The following is an 18,145-nucleotide window of genomic DNA, read 5'->3' as shown; positions in this document are numbered from 1 at the left end:
TGTAAGGGTCCCCTTGCCGGATACCTGCCCATGTTGCCTGCTTCTTCCCCTGTTGCCCTCGTCCAGACGGTGACCAGGCTCGACACGCCGCCCCCGCCTGCAGGCGGTCACCCGATTCCCGTTGTGCCCACTGTCGTAGGCAACCGGCCACCGCCGTCGGTCGTCACGACGGCGGTCAGCAACGACGGAGCCGCCACCCGCGCCGGTGGGCGGGAGCTCATCCGCCAGGTGTCCATCGACAGCAACGACTCGGCGACCTGGCCGCTGGGAGCAGAGGACGACGCCGTATTCCTGAAGGCGCCGTCGGCCAACAACGCCCCATCCGGCAACTGGCCGCTGTCGCCTGCACGCGTTTTCTGTCTGGCACCGGCAACGCCGTATGGACGCCTGGACAGCGCCGCGCTGTCACACTCCGCCAGTGCGCCGCCGTCGGTTCCAACCCGGCAGAACTGAGCTGCCCATCGACCCAACGACGGCTCCCCGCGCTGAGCGCGGAGAGCCGTCCCGGGCTTACTTCAGGCCATCACTGATGCTGCGTGACAGCGTGCCCTGCGCATCATCGCCACTGAACTCCCAGAAGAACGCGCCACCCAGGCCCTGCGCTTTGACGTAGCCCATCTTGCGGGTCACGTTGGCGGGGGTGTCGTAGCTCCACAGGGTGCTGCCGTTGTAGGCCCACGTGGCGCCGGCGGTGGCGTCGGTGTAGGTTGGCCAGCCCAGGTTCTTCAGCACCTTCCAGTCTTCGATGCCGGCTTCATAGGTGCCGGGCGCCGCACCGGAGGCGGTCTGGTACATGCCGTTGTTGCCGCCGCCCACGCCGTTCCAGCCGCGCCCGTAGAAGCCGATGCCGAGGTTCAACTTCGAGGCCGGCACGCCGCGTGCGATGAACGCCTCGATGGCGTCATTGCTGTTGTACAGCAGCTGGTCGCCGGTGGACGGGTCGGCGGCGGTATTGAACAGCGCCGAGTGATGGTTGGTCCGCGGGTCCCACGCGCCGTGGAAGTCGTAGGTCATCACGTTGATGTAATCCAGGTACGGATGATAGGCGGCGGGATTGGTGACCCGGATCTTGTCGATGCCGGCGCCGACCGCCACCGTCAGCAGCAGGCCGGGGCGCACCGCATCCAGCTGGCGGCGGAACTCGGCCAGCAGCGCGGTGAAGTTGGCATTGTCCTCAGGTGCCCCGCAGGCGATGCCGCAGGCAACCGGATACTCCCAGTCGATGTCGATGCCGTCGAACACGCCCAGTGCCGCGCCGGGTCCGCCTGCGCCATCGGTGACCGGCAGGTTGCCGCGGATGTAGGCATCGATGCAGGAGGCCACGAACGCCTGGCGGTTCTCCGGGCGGGCGGCGCTGGAGAAGCCGCGCGACCAGGTCCAGCCACCCAGCGATATCAGCGCCTTCAGGCCGGGATGCTTGGCCTTCAGCTGCTTGAGCTGGTTCCAGTTGCCACGCAGCGGCTGGTCCCAGCTGTCGGCGCTGCCGCTGACACTTTCACCGGCAGCGAAGGACTTGCTGTAATCCGCGTACGCGTCACCGCCGGCGCCGGTGTTGGCATCGGACGGCTGGGTGATGCCGACCTCGCAACGATTGTTGCGCACGTTGCCGAAGGCGTAGTTGATATGGGTCAAGCCGGCCGCAGAGCCGCTGCTGTCGATGTTCTTCACCCGATAATTGCGGCCATAGATGCCCCACTGGGTGAAGTAACCGATGACCCGTTTGCCGGTGCCATCACCGCCGCCGGCCAGCGTGGCAGCACTGACCGTACTGCCTTGGGCGGAGGCGTTGCCGGCGTTGTCCCGCGCACGCACGCGGTAGCTGTAGGTCGTGGACGGTGACAGGCCCGCATCGACATAGGCGGTGGCCGATGGCGAACCCACCAGCGCGCCGTTGCGGTACACGTCGTAGCCGGCCAGGCCACTGCCGCCGGCGTTGTCGCTGGCCGCATTCCAGCTCAGCGCGATACTGTTGGCCGTGCGGGTTCCTATTGCCAGCCCGCCGGGTACGCTGGGCGCGGTGGTATCCCCACCGGCTGCGTTGACGGTGATGGTGATGGTGGCGGTACTGGTGGTGGCATTGTTGTTGTCGGTGGCCACCGCGCGCAGGGTATGCGTGCCGGCGCTGGCATTGGCCCAGCTGGCGCTGTACGGCGCGCTGGTGTCGATGCCGATCGAGCTGCCACCCCGGAAGAATTCGACCTTGCTGATGCTGCCGTCGGCATCGCTGGCGTTGGCGCTGACGGTGACCGTGCTGCCGGCGCTGAAGGTGGCGCCGTTTGACGGCGAGGTCAGGCTGACCACCGGCGGCTGGTTGCTGCCGCTGCCGTCGCAGGCGCCCAGGTTGGTGTAGTACGGAGCGCCGGCGGGATGGTCGGGCTGTGCGTTCCAGATGTCCTGTTTTGCCTGGTAAAGGACGCCGCCTTTCTGCAGGGTATCGCCGGCGCGGTAGATCCTGGCCTGGTCCCACTGGGCCACGCCGCTGCAGTTGGCGGCCTGCGCCAGCGCGGGCAGGGCGCCACTGATGGCCAGGGCCAGCAGCCACGCAGGACGATGACGGGCAAGGCGGACGGAACGAGCGGCACTGCGTGCAATCGGGTCATGCATGATGTGTCTCCGATCGAATCAGGTTGTCGTACGGGCCGCGGTGGCGCCGCACGTGACGCGGGTCCGGTGGCCGCCGAGCCAGGCGACTGAGGGGGCCGGATGCTACCGTCGGCGTGCTGCGCGGCGGTTACGACAACGTTGTCATCTAATCGGATGTGAAACCGTGCGCCAGTGCGCTTTTTGCCCTCGCGCCAGAGACCCCGACGCGGCGGCCTGACTTCGGACTGCAGTAACGTCGCCGTCGGTCTCCGCGCCCGCGGCGTGCTTATTCAATTCCGGACAGCACCCTCTCCCGCAGCCAGTACGTTCTTGATACGTTCCACTTAGGACGAGCGCGCCTGCTTGATCGAACGGGTAATTTTGCGCTGCATCGCCTCCAACGCCTCGCTGTTCTGCTCCCGGAATTCTTCAAACGCCGCGTCCAGTTGCGAACGGACGGCATCCAACTGCGGCAACGGCAGGTCGCTCATGCTGTCACCCAGCATTGTCATGGACCCCTCGACCAGCGCCTCGTGCAACTGCTGAAGCCTGTCCGGTGCAAAGACATCTCCGGCCAGGTACGACGCCATCCCCGCGCGGTAACTGTCCAGGGCAACGGTCGACAGGTCGGCGGTGAGCGCCTGCGGACTGGCGACCGCAGCGGCATCCACCGAGTCGTCAACGGGCGCGGGTTGGAGTGGACGCGCGGGCGCCAGCGCGCCGTCATGCGCACTGGCCACCAGCAGCAGCTCCGGGCTGCTCCAGATCAGGTCGGCCAGCTGCCTGCGCAGGTCCAGGTTCGAGGTGGCCCGGTCCTCGGCCTGCAGGGCCGAGGAAATGCAGCTGAAGAAGCAGTCGCCATCGGCCGGAACGTCCTCGATGACCGCATCCTGGTCGCGGCGGATCAGGCTGAAGTGGTTGCCATGCCGCAGCAGGATGATCTCGTCGTCCTCGGGTGGCGGCAGCTCCGGCCCGTTGCCGCGATGGCATTGTTCGGGCTCGCCGGGGCGATACAGATGGATCGCGTCATGGTCGGTATCCACGATGCGCAGGGCGCGTCCCTGCGGCCATCCGGCCACGTTGACGATGAGCGACTGCAGGTCGCCGCTGCCTTCGTTCCAGGTGCCCGGACGCTGCAACAGCTCAAGGTTCAGTCCGGCGATCAGGCTGGATTTCTCTCCCGCTGTCAGCGTCCGATCAGCATCGGCAGCCGCGAGCAGCGCTTGCCGCAGGTCCTTCAGTGCTTGGCAGGACAGCAGTCTGAGCGAAAGACCGCTTTCACCGATAAGGCGGTCGAACGTGGCCCTGCACAGCCTATCCGGCGGGGACACAAACAGCGGGCCATGCTGCGCATCGGGCACTGCCGCTGCGAGGTGCTGCGGCTGGGCGTGCAGGTTGCCCTCTGCCGGGCGGGGAGTCGCAACGCCGGTGCGGGCGAAGCGGCAGGGAGCCGGTTCCGCGTTGCGCATGTTCGTCAGTGGCATGGGGCGGCGGCCCGCCCCGGTGATACACGGGGTCGCCCTGTGCATGGGCGACGCAGGTGCGTAGAGGACCGGAGAGGCGACTGAAGTTGCTGGCATGGCGCTTTCCTGCAGAACGGGGTAGCCGGCGGCGCGCATGCAGGTGCGCCGCCGGTGGTCCACTTCAAAGGGTGACGTTGCGCGCGGCCTTTATCTCGGCCTGGATCTGCTCCGCTGAAAAGCCCCGCGGCTGGAGCGCGCCGGTGGGCCTGGCGAACATGCCGTCCTGCCACTGCTTCCTGATTGCGGCAATCTGGCTCAGGACCGCGTCGCCGCTGATCTTCGGCTCGACACGCGGCGGCTGCGCTGGGGGGACCGGAGACGCTGCGCCGGCAGTCGTCGGGGCAGCATTCGCCGCATCGCCAACGGCCGATTGTGCGGCACGCGGTGGCTGCGACGCGGTCAGCGGCGATGCAGAGCGGTCAGCCGTCCCGGCCGGGTTCGCCGCGGCGCTGACCACCATCACGGGCGTAGTCACGGAGAGCACCCGGTGAGACGTCTTGCCGAGGTGCGCAGCGACATCTGCCGCATTGAACCTGCCCGAGTTGCCAAGCAGCAATCCGGTGAAGCTGCACAGCCTGCGCTGTCCGGTCGTGGACGCCTGCGGGGTCCCTGCGAACGAGGACACTGCGCGCGGCATCCACGCCTGTGTAGCGGCGCGGTAGTTTTCCATCTGCTGGGGCTGGCGCGGCAGGGTGGTGATGTTGGCGATGCTCGACAGCAACCCACCGCTCGGGTTGCTGGGGACCGCGCGGGGCAAGCTGGCGATGGTGCGCACGATGGGGCGCACGATGGAGCTAGGGGCTGAATACAGGATGCCAATCATGCTGCTGTCTCACGGTGGGAAGGAAGGCGAAGGTGGAACCTGCAGCGTCGCCTCGCCGCCAGAAATCGCGCAGGCCAGCGCCCCCTTCAGCGGCGCAGGCCGATCAGCGCCCGATGAATGCCGTACGGATGCAGCTCGCTCTTCTGCGGTCGGGTGGGGTAGTGGTGCGGTGGATGCGGGCAGTGCGCCGATGGCGTGGGGATCAGTCCCCGCAGCAGGTCCTCCAGGCGGGCCATGTCCGGGTAGTGCTGGCGCCGTGCGGCGATCTGGCGCGCACAGGCGGCGGCCTGTGCGCAGAGCGCTTCGTCGGAGCGCAGTTCCTCATCGCCGGACCCCATCGACAGGCCACTGTCGGGCGAGTCGGGCCTGGTGTCATGCGCGCAGGGGGGCGCCTTCGCCGATCGCCACGGCGAGCCCTCGTTGCCGCGGTCCCGCGCCTGTTTCAAGGCGACTGCCCGTGCAACCGCGCCACGCACGACACTGGTGCTGGTGCGGCTGGGCCACGGACGATCGCCCTGGCAGATGTTGCGCTCCAGCAGTGGCAGGCCATGCGGGCTGATCAGGCCCAACGGATGGCGAGGGTCGCGGTGCGGCGGGACGGGCAGGGAGGCGAGCCAGTCCTCCAGCGCCAGCCCGGGCTCATGTCGCTTCAGGATCGCGCCGACCACCCGGGGTGGGGCAGGCTGCGCAGGGGCACTCCACGGACCCGTCCGCGCCAGCGCGAACACCCGCGAGGGCGGCAGCGGCACGCTTGCATACAGCGGCCGTGCTGGCAAAGGCTTCGGCTTCGGCGCGTTGCCCAGCAGGCTCAGCGGGTTCTCCTGCTGGCGCCAGAAGCGCATCGCGTTTTCACGCACGGCACGCAACCCGCCCGGGTCTGACTGATGCGCGGCGACCCGGCCTGGGCAGGCGTTGGCGATATGCCGGGGCGCAGGGGCGCGGTCCAGCCCGGCCGCGCGGATCTGGCGCAGGCCCTGGCGAACCAGGGCGGTCGAGGACAGGTGCCCTGGCGTAGTGGACAGAAGGGTCGCGGAAGCGGAAAGCATGGCAGCGTGCTCGTCGGGCCGGGGGATCACCTTTGCGCGTGGTCCGCGCAGCGGCCTTCAGTTATCGGCCATCGGGGCCGGCCACCCCGCTTCCGGTACACTATCGGGCCCGTTTCCCAACCACGGTTCCCCGGACATGATGGTCCTCGAGGGCGCGCCCGCCCTGTCGGCGTTCCGCCGCGAACGTCTCGAATCCCGCCTGCAGTCCATTGCCGCCGATCTGCGCATCAGCGGAGCCTGGCAGGTGTACTTCATCCAGCCCGACGGAAAGGGCACGGCCGATGCCGCCACCCTGTGCCGGATCCTGGAAGCGCGCGAACGGGCCGAGCCCGTGGCCGACGGCGCCATCCAGCGCTTCGTGGTCCCGCGCCTGGGTACGCTGTCGCCGTGGTCCAGCAAGGCCACCGAACTGGTGCGCGGTGCGGGCCAGCCGGTCAGCCGGGTCGAACGTGGCCTGCGCATCGATGTGCTGGGTTGGCCGACCGATCCGGCCGCGCAGCAGGCGCTGGTGAAGGTGCTGCATGACCCGATGACGCAATCGGTGCTGGATACCGTGGAGCAGGGCAGCACGCTGTTCTCCACGCCGGCGCGCGGCGCGCTGGAACGCGTGGCGCTGGATGACCTGGAAGGCGCCAACCAGCGCCTCGGCCTGGCCATGGCTCAGGATGAAATCGACTACCTGCGCGAGCGCTTCGGCCAGCTCGGCCGCAAGCCGTCGGACGTGGAGCTGATGATGTTCGCGCAGGCGAACTCCGAACATTGCCGGCACAAGATCTTCAACGCCAGCTGGACCATCGACGGCCAGGAACAGGATCGTTCGCTGTTCCGGATGATCAAGAACACCCACCAGCAGACCCCGCAGCACACGCTCAGCGCGTACAGCGACAACGCCGCGGTGATCGAAGGCCATCCGGCCGCGCGTTACCGCCCGGATCCGGCCAGCGGCGAGTACCGTAGCGAAGCGGTCGTGCCCAGCGCCTTCCAGATCAAGGTGGAAACGCACAACCACCCCACCGCCATTGCACCGTTCCCGGGCGCGGCGACCGGTGCCGGCGGTGAAATCCGCGACGAAGGCGCGACCGGTCGTGGTGGCAAGCCGAAGGCCGGCCTGACCGGTTTCTCGGTGTCGCACCTGCGCATCCCGACCCTGCCGCAGCCGTGGGAAGCACCGCGCGCGCTGAACCCGCGCATGGCCCCGGCGCTGGACATCATGCTCGATGGCCCGCTCGGCGGTGCCGCGTTCAACAACGAATTCGGCCGGCCGAACCTGCTGGGCTATTTCCGTACCTTCGAGCTGGCCGAAGGCGGCATCACCCGCGCCTACGACAAGCCGATCATGCTCGCCGGCGGCCTCGGTGCGATCGACCGCGTGCAGGTCGACAAGATTCCGCTGCAGGCGGGCGATGCGGTGATCGTGCTGGGTGGCCCGGCGATGCTGATCGGCCTGGGCGGTGGCGCGGCGTCGTCGGTGGCCTCCGGTGAAAGTGCCGAAGACCTCGATTTCGCCAGCGTGCAGCGCGACAACCCGGAAATGGAACGTCGCTGCCAGGAAGTGATCGACCGCTGCGTCGGCATGGGCGTGGACAACCCGATCAAATTCTTCCACGACGTTGGTGCCGGTGGCCTGTCCAACGCCATCCCGGAGTTGCTGCACGATTCCGGCGTGGGCGGGGTGATCGACCTGGGCAAGGTGCCCACCGATGATCCGTCGCTGTCGCCGATGCAGCTGTGGTGCAACGAATCACAGGAACGCTACGTGCTGGGCGTGGCCCAGGAACGGCTGGCCGAATTCGCCGCGCTGTGCGCGCGTGAGCGCTGCCCGTTCGCAGCCGTCGGCGTGGCGACCACCGAACAGCACCTGGTGGTGGCCTACGGTGCCACGCCGGGCACGACCCCGGCCGACGCGCCGATCGACCTGCCAATGGACGTGCTGTTCGGCAAGCCGCCGAAGATGCACCGCGATACCAACCACCCGCCGGCGCCGCGCTGGCCGGCGCTGAAGACCAGCGGGCTGGACCTGCATGAAGCCGGCCTGCGCGTGCTGGCGCACCCGACCGTGGCGGCGAAGAACTTCCTGGTCACCATCGGTGACCGCAGTGTCGGTGGCCTGACCGCGCGCGAGCAGATGATCGGCCCCTGGCAGGTGCCGGTAGCGGACGTGGCGATCACCCTGACCGGTTTCGACGGCGTGGTGGGCGAGGCGATGTCGCTCGGTGAACGCACCCCGCTGGCGTTGCTGGATGCCGCCGCCTCGGCACGCATGGCGGTCGGTGAAGCGATCACCAACCTGTGCGCCGCGCCGGTGGATGCGCTGGATGAAGTAAAGCTGTCGGCGAACTGGATGGCCGCTGCCGGCCATGAGGGCGAAGACGCGCTGTTGTACGACGCGGTCAAGGCCGTCGGCATGCAGCTGTGCCCGCAGCTGGATATCAGCATCCCGGTGGGCAAGGATTCGCTGTCGATGCAGGCGCAGTGGCACGACGCCGGCCAGGCGCACAAGAGCGTGTCGCCGGTGTCACTGGTGATCACCGCCTTCGCGCCGGTGCTGGACGTGCGCCAGCAGCTCACGCCGCTGCTGCAGCGCGATGTGGACAGCGAGCTGTGGCTGATCGGCCTGGGTGCCGGCAAGCAGCGCATGGGCGGTTCGATCCTGTCCCAGGTGCACGCCGACCACGGCGGACTGCCGGCCTTCGGTGGCACCGCGCCGGACCTGGATGACCCGCAGCGCCTGCGCGCCTTCTTCGAACTGATCCGCGATGCACGCCGTGATGGCCTGCTGATGGCCTACCACGACCGCAGCGACGGCGGCGCGTTCGCCGCACTGTGCGAGATGGCGTTCGCTTCGCGCATGGGCCTGGACATCCTGCTCGACGCCTGGGGCGATGATCCGTTCCGCAGCCTGTTCAACGAAGAGCTGGGTGCGGTGGTGCAGGTGGCGCGCGAAGACCGCGCGGCGTTTGCCGACCTGGTCGAACGCCACGCGCTGACCGAATGCGCGCAGCGCATCGCACGTCCGACCACCGCCCCCGTGGTGCGGGTGTCGCTGCACGGCGAAAACGTGGTCGAGTGGCGCTGGGAGGCGCTGTTCGACGCCTGGTGGTCGGTCACCCACGCCATGCAGAAACTGCGTGACAACCCGGACACCGCCGACCAGGAACGCGAGGTCGCGCGTGCGTTCAACGCGCCGGGCCTGAAGCCGAAGCTCGGCTTCGATGCCGACGAGGACGTGGCGGCGCCGTTCGTCAACACCGGGGTGCGGCCGAAGATCGCCATCCTCCGCGAGCAGGGCGTCAACGGCCAGGTTGAAATGGCCAACGCCTTCGAACGTGCCGGCTTCAGTGCGTTCGATGTGCACATGAGCGACCTGATCGAAGGCCGCGTGGACCTGGCTGATTTCACCGGCCTGGCCGCCTGCGGTGGCTTCAGCTACGGCGACGTGCTCGGTGCCGGCCGCGGCTGGGCGACCTCGATCCTGGAGCGCAGTGCGCTGCGCGATGCATTCGCGGCCTTCTTCGCGCGCGAAGACAGCTTCTCGCTGGGCGTCTGCAACGGCTGCCAGATGATCAGCCAGCTGAAGGCGATCATCCCCGGTGCCGAGCACTGGCCGCAGTTCCGTCGCAACGCCAGCGAGCAGTTCGAAGCGCGTACCTCGCTGCTGGAAGTGGTGGAATCGCCGTCGATCCTGCTGCGCGGGATGGCCGGTTCGCGGCTGCCGGTGGCGGTGGCCCACGGCGAAGGCCGCGCAGTGTTCGACACCGCCGTGGACCAGGCCGCTGCACGCGTGTCGCTGCGCTACATCGACGGCGACGGCAGCGTGGCCAGCCAGTACCCGTTGAATCCGAACGGATCGCCGGAGGGCATTACCGGCCTGACCAGCACCGATGGCCGGGTGACGATCATGATGCCGCATCCGGAGCGCACCCCGCGCGCGCTCAACCTCAGCTGGGCGCCTGCTGAATGGCAGGGCGACTCGCCGTGGATGCGGATGTTCCGCAACGCACGGGTATGGTGCAGCTGAACGCCATTCAGTGATGCGCAGCGCCAATCCGCAGGCGTACTGAGAACCCGCCGGGCAACCGGCGGGTTTTTTCATGTCCGGTCGAAATGGACGACGTTGGGCGCCGATCGCTGAGTGAACAGGCACACCTCGCGTTCATCACTGGATAACAGCCCGTTCACATGAATGCACGGAACCGAGAAGGCAATCACGTCATTTCTTTTTTCTTCGTCAAGGTATTGACGTCAGGAAAATGTTCACGTTAAACCTCTATCTCGTTCTGGAAACATTCAGTCAGCCGTACCCGCAGGACCGCGCGCACCGCTGTTAGTTCCGCTGCTCGCCGTTCGGCAACTGCAGTAAATCACGCGAAACAAGCGCCCTCAGGGGACGTTGGGCCATTGCGCCCGGCGGTGGCGTTGCTTTGCCCGAAAACCAGTCCAACCAGGAGTCGTACTCAGATGAATCGGATTTATCGCAAGGTCTGGAACAAAGCACTCGGACAGCTGGTCGTGGCCTCGGAACTGGCCTCTTCCGACCAGCCCGGCAACGTCATCGACAAGCGCCGCCGAGGCAGTGGTCCGATCCTGGTGGGCGCCTCGTTGGCGATGGCATTGGGATGGGGAGCGTTCGCGCCGGCGGCCCTTGCCCAGTCCGTTGCGGTGGGCGGCAGCGAAGAATGCATCCTGGCAGACGGCTCGCTGGCGCAGTGCGCGGTGACCGGCACCGCAGTGGTTTCCGGTGCGACCGCCGTGGCCGTGGGTGACAACAGCGTTGCAACCGGCCTGTACGCGGTCGCCATCGGCGCCGACACCATCGCCAGCAAATCCCTTTCGTCCGCCTTCGGTGGCGGCGCGCAGGCCAGCGCGACCAGCAGCACCGCCCTCGGTGCAGGAAGCGTGGCATCGGCCAGCAACAGCGTGGCGCTGGGCGCAGATTCCGTCGCCACCCGCGCCGACAGCGTGTCGGTCGGCAGCGCTGGCAGCGAGCGGCAGATCACCAACGTGAAGGCCGGCACCGCCGACACCGATGCGGTCAACCTGGCCCAGCTCGACGCGGTGGCCGATATCGCCGAAACCACTGCCAGCTATTTCCAGGCCAACGGCACCGGCAGCGCCTCCGCATCCGGGTCGTCGGCCACCGCCGCCGGTGCCGGCAGCGTCGCCTCCGGCGCCAACGCCGTGGCGCTGGGTGATGCCGCGCTGGCCACCGCCGAGGGCACCGTTGCCGTCGGCGGCACGCTCGGCGGCCAGTACGCCACCGAAGCCGCGGGTCGCTATGCGACCGCCATTGGCAGTGGATCGTATGCCCTCGGCAACGGAAGCACGGCGCTGGGCGCCGGCGCCGTGGCAGAAGGTGCGGACAGCGTGGCGCTGGGCAGTGGTTCCTATGCCGACCGCGCCGGCAGCGTGTCGGTCGGCTCGGCCGGGCTTGAACGCCAGGTCACCAACGTCGCCGCCGGTACCGAGGGCACCGACGCGGTGAACCTGGAGCAGCTGGACGAAGTGGCGGCCGTCGCCGACACCACGGCGAAGTATTTCCAGGCCACCGGCGGTGACGACAGCGACGCCGGCGCCTTTGCCGCCGGTGCCAACGCCACCGCCATCGGTGAAGCGTCCAATGCCCTGGCCGATGGCAGCACGGCCCTCGGCAGCGGTGCTACCGCGGTCGCCAGCAATGCCACAGCGGTCGGTTTCAACGCGCTGGCCAGCGGCCAGAACAGCGCCGCCTTCGGCAACAACGCCCAGGCCAACGGCCCGGGCAGCGTGGCGGTCGGTGGTGCGGCGGTGGACGCCGATGGCAACCCGCTGATCACCAACGGCGGCGTGCCGGTGGATACCGGCGCGACCAGCGCCGGGGTGGGCGCCACCGCCGTCGGTGCCAGCGCGGAGGCCAGTGGTTTTGCGTCGTCTTCGTATGGCCTGGGTGCCTACGCCGGCGGCGCGCAGTCGGCCGCCTTCGGTGCGGTGTCCAATGCGATCGGCGATTACTCCACCGCCATCGGTACCGAATCGGTCGCCACCGGCACCAGCAGCGTGGCCATCGGCGGACCGGCGGACCTGATCCCGGGCCTGGGCTACTTCGTGCAGACCCAGGCCAGCGGCGAATCGGCCACGGCCGTGGGCGCCGGTGCCATCGCCAGCGGTGACCTGAGCCTGGCCAGCGGCACGCTGAGCGAAGCGTCCGGCGAGCAGGCCACGGCCATCGGCTACTTCGCCTATGCACCCGGCGACCGCGCCAGCGCGCTCGGCGCGCAGAGCTGGGCCAGTGGCGAAGACAGCACGGCGGTCGGCTTCTACAGCACGGCGCGGGGCGCCAACAGCGTGGCGCTGGGTGCCAATTCCGAAGCGGTGCGCGCCAACTCGGTCGCGGTCGGCAGCGTCGGCAACGAGCGCCAGATCACCGACGTCGCCGCCGGTACCGAGGCCACCGATGCGGTGAACCTCGAACAGCTGGATGCGGTCGCTGCGGTGGCCGACACCACCGCCAAGTACTTCCAGGCCACTGGCAGCGACGACAGCGACGCCGGTGCGTTTGCCGCCGGCGCCAATGCCACCGCCATCGGCGAGGCGTCCAATGCGCTGGCCGACGGCAGCACCGCACTGGGCAGCGGCGCAACCGCCGTGGCCAGCAATGCCACGGCAGTCGGTTTCAACGCGCTGGCCAGCGGCCAGAACAGTGCCGCCTTCGGCAACAACGCCCAGGCCAACGGCCCGGGCAGCGTGGCGGTGGGCGGTGCGGCAGTGGACGCCAATGGCGACCCGCTCATCACCAACGGCGGGGTGCCGGTGGATACCGGCGCGACCAGTGCGGGCGTGGGCGGCACCGCCGTCGGTGCCAGCGCCGAAGCCAGCGGCTTCGCCGCTTCGTCCTACGGCGTGGGCGCCTATGCCAGCGGCGCGCAGGCGTCGGCGTTCGGCGCGGTGTCCAACGCCACCGGTGATTTCTCCACCGCGATGGGTACCGGCAGTGCGGCGACTGGCAACAGTTCGGTGGCGGTGGGCGCCGATTCGGTGGCCAGTGGCGGTTACAGCACCGCGACCGGCCAGGCCAGCATCGCCAGTGGCACCAACAGCGTCGCGGTGGGTGGGGCGCTGTTCGGCCTGCTCGCTACCGAAGCATCCGGCAATTACTCCACCGCCGTCGGCGGAGGTGCCTGGTCACCGGGTGCCAACAGCACCGCGCTCGGCAATGCGGCCGAGTCACGCGGTGAGAACAGCGTGGCGCTGGGTGCCGACTCCATCGCCACCCGCGCGGACAGCGTGTCGGTCGGCAACGCCGACCTGCAGCGCCAGATCACCAACGTGGCGGCCGGCACCGAAGGCAGCGATGCGGTAAACCTGGACCAGCTCAATGCGGTTGCTGCAGGGGCGGAGAACACCAGCAAGTACTTCCAGGCACAGCCGGAGACCGGCACCGACGTCGGCGCATGGGCCGAAGGCGAAGGCGCATTGGCGGCCGGTTCGGCCAGCAATGCCATCGGTGAGGGTGCCGTGGCGCAGGGCGCAGGTGCCTCTGCGGTCGGCAACGACAGCGTGGCGGTGGGCCGCAACACCAGCGCCGGCGGCGAAGGCGCGGTGGCCATCGGTGGCCTCGGCCAGGCGTATGACGAATACAACTCGCCGATCTTCAACGATGACGGCAGCGCCGTGCTGACCGGCACCAGCGCCAGCGCGGGCTCCACGGCGGTGGGCAACGCGGCGCAGGCGACCGGCCTGGTCAGCAATGCCTTCGGCTCCGGCGCACAGGCCACCGGTGACAACAGCTTTGCCGGCGGCAACAAGGCGCGCGCCACCGGCGGCTACAGCGTGGCGATCGGTGACAGCGCGTGGGCCAGCAGCGATGAAAGCACGGCCGTCGGTGGCTACAGCTTCGCCACCGCGGCAGGCGCCACGGCGTTCGGTTCCAGCGCATGGGCGACGGCGACCAATGCCTCGGCGTTTGGTCCGGCGGCATGGGCCAGCGGCAGCGGCGCTACGTCCATCGGTTACAACAGCTGGGCCGACGGCGCCAGCTCCACGGCAGTCGGACGCGGTGCATTCGGCTACGGTGACTACAGCGTCGCACTGGGCTACCAGGCGCTTGGCAATACCATCAACAGCATCTCCATCGGTACCAATTCCGAAGCGCTGGGCGAAAGTGCCATCGCGGTCGGTGCGGGCAGCAGCGCTGCCGGTGACAACAGCGTGGCCCTGGGTGCCGGTTCGGTCGCCGATCGCGAACGCAGCGTAGCGGTGGGCAGTGCCGGCAACGAACGCCACGTCACCCATGTCGCAGCCGGTACCGAAGGCACCGATGCGGTGAACCTGGACCAGCTGGACGCGGTGGCCGCCGCCGGTGAAGCGACCAGCAAGTACTTCCAGGCCAGCGGCAGCGATGACAGCGACGCCGGAGCACTTGCAGCGGGCGCCAACGCAACGGCTATCGGCGAGGCGTCCAACGCATTGGCCGATGGCGCCACTGCGCTCGGCAGCGGGGCTGCCGCGGTGGGCCAGAGTGCCACGGCAGTGGGCTTCAACGCCCTGGCCGCCGGGCAGAACAGCGCCGCGTTCGGTAACAACGCGCAGGCCACCGGCCCGGGCAGCGTCGCCGTCGGCGGCGTGGCCGTGGACGAGGACGGCAATCCGCTGATCACCAATGGCGGGGTGCCGGTGGATACCGGTGCCACCAGTGCCGGACTCGGCGGCACCGCCGTCGGTGCCAGCGCCGTTGCCAGCGGCTTCGGTGCAGCATCTTACGGCCTGGGCGCGTATGCCTCCGGCGCGCAATCCGCGGCTTTCGGTGCGGTGTCCAACGCCATCGGCGACTACTCCACGGCCATCGGTACGCAGACCGTCGCCACCGGCACCAGCAGCACGGCCATCGGTGGTCCGGTCGACCTGCTGCCCGGCCTGGGCTTCTTCATCTCCACCGAGGCCAGCGGCGAAGCGGCCACGGCGGTGGGCGCGGGTGCGCAGGCCAGCGGTGACAACGCCACGGCGGCCGGTACGCTGGCGTTCGCTACCGGCGACCAGAGCACCGCCATCGGTTATTTCTCCACCGCCAGTGCGGTGAACTCGGTCGCGCTGGGTGCCGACTCGGTGGCCAATCGTGCCAACACCGTGTCGGTCGGCAGTGCCGGCAACGAGCGCCAGGTCACCAACGTTGCCGCCGGCACCCAGGGCACCGACGCGGTGAACCTGGACCAGCTGCAAGCCGTGGCGGCAGCAGGGGAAACCACCAGCAAGTACTTCCAGGCCAGCGGCAGCGCAGACAGCGATGCGGGTGCCTTCGTTGAAGGCGAAAACGCACTGGCGGCAGGTGAAGCCAGCAACGCCATCGGCGACGGGGCGGTTGCACTTGGCAGTGGCGCGACCGCGATCGGAACCAACGCTGCAGCCGTCGGCTTCAATGCCTTGGCATCAAGTGAAAATGCCAGCGCCAGCGGCTTCAATGCGCAGGCCACGGCGGCCAACGCCAGCGCCAGCGGTGCCAACGCGGTTGCTTCCGGTGAGTACGCGACCGCCAACGGTGCCGAGAGCCTGGCCTCGGGTGAAATGAGTGCGGCCTTCGGTGCCGGCAGCGTGGCCAGCGGCGCCGGCAGCACCGCCAGCGGCGTGCTGGCCGAAGCCAGCGGCGAAGAGGCCGTGGCCGTGGGTTACTTCAGCACCGCCGACGGCAGCGGCGCGACGGCGGTGGGTTCCGAAGCAGTGGCCATCGGTACCACGGCGGCCAGCTTCGGCTTCGCCGCCGAAGCCACCGGCGGCTACAGCACCGCGGTCGGCGGTTACGCGCAGGCATCGGCGTTCAACACCACCGCGCTGGGCAGCTTCGCCAACGCTTCCGGCTCCAATGCGGTGGCCCTGGGTGGTGATTCGGTGGCCAGCGGTGCGTACAGCACGGCGGCCGGCCAGGGCAGCATCGCCAGCGGCACCAACACGGTCGCCGTCGGTGGCACGCTCGGTGGGCTGTATGCCACCGAAGCATCGGGCAACTACTCCACGGCGGTGGGCGGTGGCGCGTGGTCGTCCGGGGTCAACAGCACCGCGATCGGCAACGCGGCGACTTCCGCTGGGCTCAACAGCGTCGCGCTGGGTGCCGATTCCATCGCCGACCGCGACAACAGCGTGTCGGTCGGTGGCGCTGGTGCCACCCGGCAGATCACCAACGTGGCTGCCGGCAGCCAGGCCACCGATGCGGTCAACCTGGCCCAGCTGGAAGCGGTGGCCGCAGCCGGTGCAACGGCCAGCAGGTACTTCGCCGCCAGCGGCAGCGAAGACAGCGATGCCGGTGCCCTCGTCGACGGTGAAAACGCCTTGGCCGCAGGTGAAGCCAGCAACGCCCTCGGTGATGGCGCGGTTGCGCTGGGCAGTGGCGCGACCTCGGTGGGTGCCAATGCCTCGGCGGTTGGCTTCAATGCCTTGGCGTCAGCCGCCAATGCCACCGCAGGCGGTGCCAATGCGGCTGCATCGGCCGAATATGCCACCGCCAACGGTGCCGAAAGCAGTGCATCGGCGGAGTCCAGTTCGGCCTTCGGCGCGGCCAGCGTGGCCAGTGCCACCGGCAGCACCGCCGCCGGTGCCCTGTCCGAGGCATCGGGCGTGGAATCGGTGGCGGTCGGTTACTTCAGCACGGCTGCCGGCGATGCCGCCACTGCCGTGGGTGCGGAAAGCAGCGCAGGCGGCAGCGTGGCCGCCAGCCTCGGCTTCCGCGCCGACGCCAGCGGTGACTTCAGCACGGCTGTCGGCGGTCTATCGCAGGCCAGCGCGTTCAACGCCACCGCCGTCGGTAATTCGGCCATCGCCTCCGGCTCCGGTTCGTTGGCGCTCGGCGGTGATGCGGTTGCCAGTGGCGCGCGCAGTGTCGCGCTGGGCGCCGGTTCGCAGGCACTGGAAGCCAACGTGGTGTCGGTCGGCGGCGGCAATGGGGCCAGTGCACCGGCTACCCGTCGCATCGTCAACGTGGCCGAAGGCCGCCTGACCGCCGACAGCAGCGATGCGGTGACCGGTTCGCAGCTGACCAGCACCAACCAGCGCGTGGGTGCGGTGGAAACCAAGGTCAGCGATATCGACAGCCGCATCGGCGGCCTGCAGACCACCCAGGCCAACACCCTGGCCTATGACGATTCCGAGCACGGCAAGCTGACCTTCGGCGGCGCGCAGGGCACGGTGGTGGACAACATCGCCGCCGGCAGCATCAGCGGCGACAGCCGCCAGGCCGTCAACGGTGGCCAGTTGTTCCAGTCGCTGGCCAATGCGGCCAGCATGCTGGGCGGTGGCGCCAGCGTCGGCCTGCAGGGCGTGTTCGTCGCACCGAACTACATCATCCAGGGCAACACCTACACCAATGTCGGTGACGCGTTGACCGCACTCGACAGCCGGGTCTCCAACCTGGGCCAGAGCCTGGCTTCAGGCACGCCGGTCAGCACCGCGCCGTCACCGGCCGCCGGTGGCAATGGACCGTCCACCGCCGCCGGCGGCGCGTTGCCGGCCGCTACCCCGAGCGCGCAGGCCAGCGCGCAGGCGGTGGTCGGCCAGGGCGCGGTCGCCAGTGGCGCAGGTGCCACGGCGATCGGGCTGGGCGCGACGGCATCGGCGGACAACTCGGTCGCACTGGGCCAGGGTTCGGTTGCAGACCGTGCCAACTCGGTGTCGGTCGGCAGCGTCGGCAACGAGCGCCAGGTGACCAACGTCGCCGCCGGCACCCAGGCCACCGACGCGGTCAACAAGGGCCAGCTGGACAGCGGCGTGGCCTCGGCCAACAGCTATACCGATTCGCGCATCAAGTCGGTCGCCGACAGCTTCGACGTGTTCAAGGGTGATGTCGACGGCAAGCTGCGCAACATGGATCGCCGCATCGACCAGCAGGGCGCGATGAGCGCGGCGATGCTGAACATGGCCACCAGTGCGGCCGGCGTGCGTACGCAGAACCGGGTTGGCGTCGGCGTCGGTTTCCAGGGCGGCGAATCGGCGTTGTCACTGGGCTACCAGCGTGCGGTCAGCGACCGTGCGACGGTCACCTTCGGTGGCGCCTTCAGCAGTGATGACAGCTCGGTAGGCGTCGGTGCCGGCTTCGGCTGGTAACGCCTGGACGAGCGAAGAAACACGGTGGCGACCGCGCGCGGTCGTCGCCGGCCAGTGAAGCCTGAGGGGGCGGGTCACGGCAACCCTGGCGAGGCCAGCCAGGGGTAGTT

Annotated in this window: 7 protein-coding genes; 3 read left to right on the top strand and 4 right to left on the bottom strand. The window is 69.0% G+C overall.

Annotation, left to right across the window (positions count from 1 at the left end; all coding sequences use genetic code 11):
- Nucleotides 1–123 precede the first annotated feature (123 nt).
- Nucleotides 124–453, top strand: a complete 330-nt coding sequence (locus tag QE373_RS15715; RefSeq protein ID WP_309688254.1) for a hypothetical protein — start codon at nt 124–126, stop codon at nt 451–453.
- A gap of 57 nt (nt 454–510) precedes the next feature.
- Here QE373_RS15715 and QE373_RS15710 read toward each other — a convergent pair whose 3' ends face one another.
- The 4 genes from QE373_RS15710 to QE373_RS15695 form a co-directional block, all read right to left on the bottom strand.
- Nucleotides 511–2,604: a glycosyl hydrolase family 18 protein gene (locus QE373_RS15710; protein ID WP_309688251.1), complete on the bottom strand. Its 2,094-nt coding sequence runs from the start codon at nt 2,602–2,604 to the stop codon at nt 511–513.
- A gap of 323 nt (nt 2,605–2,927) precedes the next feature.
- Complete coding sequence (locus QE373_RS15705) at nt 2,928–4,202, bottom strand: hypothetical protein (protein ID WP_309688248.1); 1,275 nt, start codon at nt 4,200–4,202, stop codon at nt 2,928–2,930.
- A 25-nt stretch (nt 4,203–4,227) separates the two neighbouring features.
- Nucleotides 4,228–4,929, bottom strand: a complete 702-nt coding sequence (locus QE373_RS15700; RefSeq protein ID WP_309688245.1) for a hypothetical protein — start codon at nt 4,927–4,929, stop codon at nt 4,228–4,230.
- Nucleotides 4,930–5,015: 86 nt separating this feature from the next.
- On the bottom strand, nt 5,016–5,975 hold the full coding sequence (locus QE373_RS15695; RefSeq protein WP_309688242.1) for a hypothetical protein: 960 nt from the start codon (nt 5,973–5,975) through the stop codon (nt 5,016–5,018).
- A gap of 136 nt (nt 5,976–6,111) precedes the next feature.
- Here QE373_RS15695 and purL point away from each other — a divergent pair, with 136 nt between their 5' ends.
- Together purL and QE373_RS15685 are read left to right on the top strand one after the other, a co-directional pair.
- Nucleotides 6,112–9,993, top strand: coding sequence for a phosphoribosylformylglycinamidine synthase (gene purL / locus QE373_RS15690; protein WP_309688239.1), 3,882 nt, complete (start codon nt 6,112–6,114; stop codon nt 9,991–9,993).
- Nucleotides 9,994–10,433: 440 nt separating this feature from the next.
- Nucleotides 10,434–18,035: an ESPR-type extended signal peptide-containing protein gene (locus QE373_RS15685; protein ID WP_309688237.1), complete on the top strand. Its 7,602-nt coding sequence runs from the start codon at nt 10,434–10,436 to the stop codon at nt 18,033–18,035.
- The last annotated feature ends 110 nt before the right edge of the window (nt 18,036–18,145 follow it).

It is taken from the genome of Stenotrophomonas sp. SORGH_AS_0321 (assembly GCF_031453215.1).
Classification (GTDB): domain Bacteria; phylum Pseudomonadota; class Gammaproteobacteria; order Xanthomonadales; family Xanthomonadaceae; genus Stenotrophomonas; species Stenotrophomonas chelatiphaga.
Note: the sequence above shows the minus strand (reverse complement) of the source record. Positions and strands in the feature narration are given on the sequence as shown.

Coding starts and splice junctions, on each gene's coding strand:
- purL (WP_309688239.1), top strand. CDS start 6,112: ATGATGGTCCTCGAGGGCGCGCCCGCCCTGTCGGCGTTCCGCCGCGAA.
- QE373_RS15700 (WP_309688245.1), bottom strand. CDS start 4,929: ATGATTGGCATCCTGTATTCAGCCCCTAGCTCCATCGTGCGCCCCATC.
- QE373_RS15705 (WP_309688248.1), bottom strand. CDS start 4,202: ATGCGCGCCGCCGGCTACCCCGTTCTGCAGGAAAGCGCCATGCCAGCA.
- QE373_RS15685 (WP_309688237.1), top strand. CDS start 10,434: ATGAATCGGATTTATCGCAAGGTCTGGAACAAAGCACTCGGACAGCTG.
- QE373_RS15710 (WP_309688251.1), bottom strand. CDS start 2,604: ATGCATGACCCGATTGCACGCAGTGCCGCTCGTTCCGTCCGCCTTGCC.
- QE373_RS15695 (WP_309688242.1), bottom strand. CDS start 5,975: ATGCTTTCCGCTTCCGCGACCCTTCTGTCCACTACGCCAGGGCACCTG.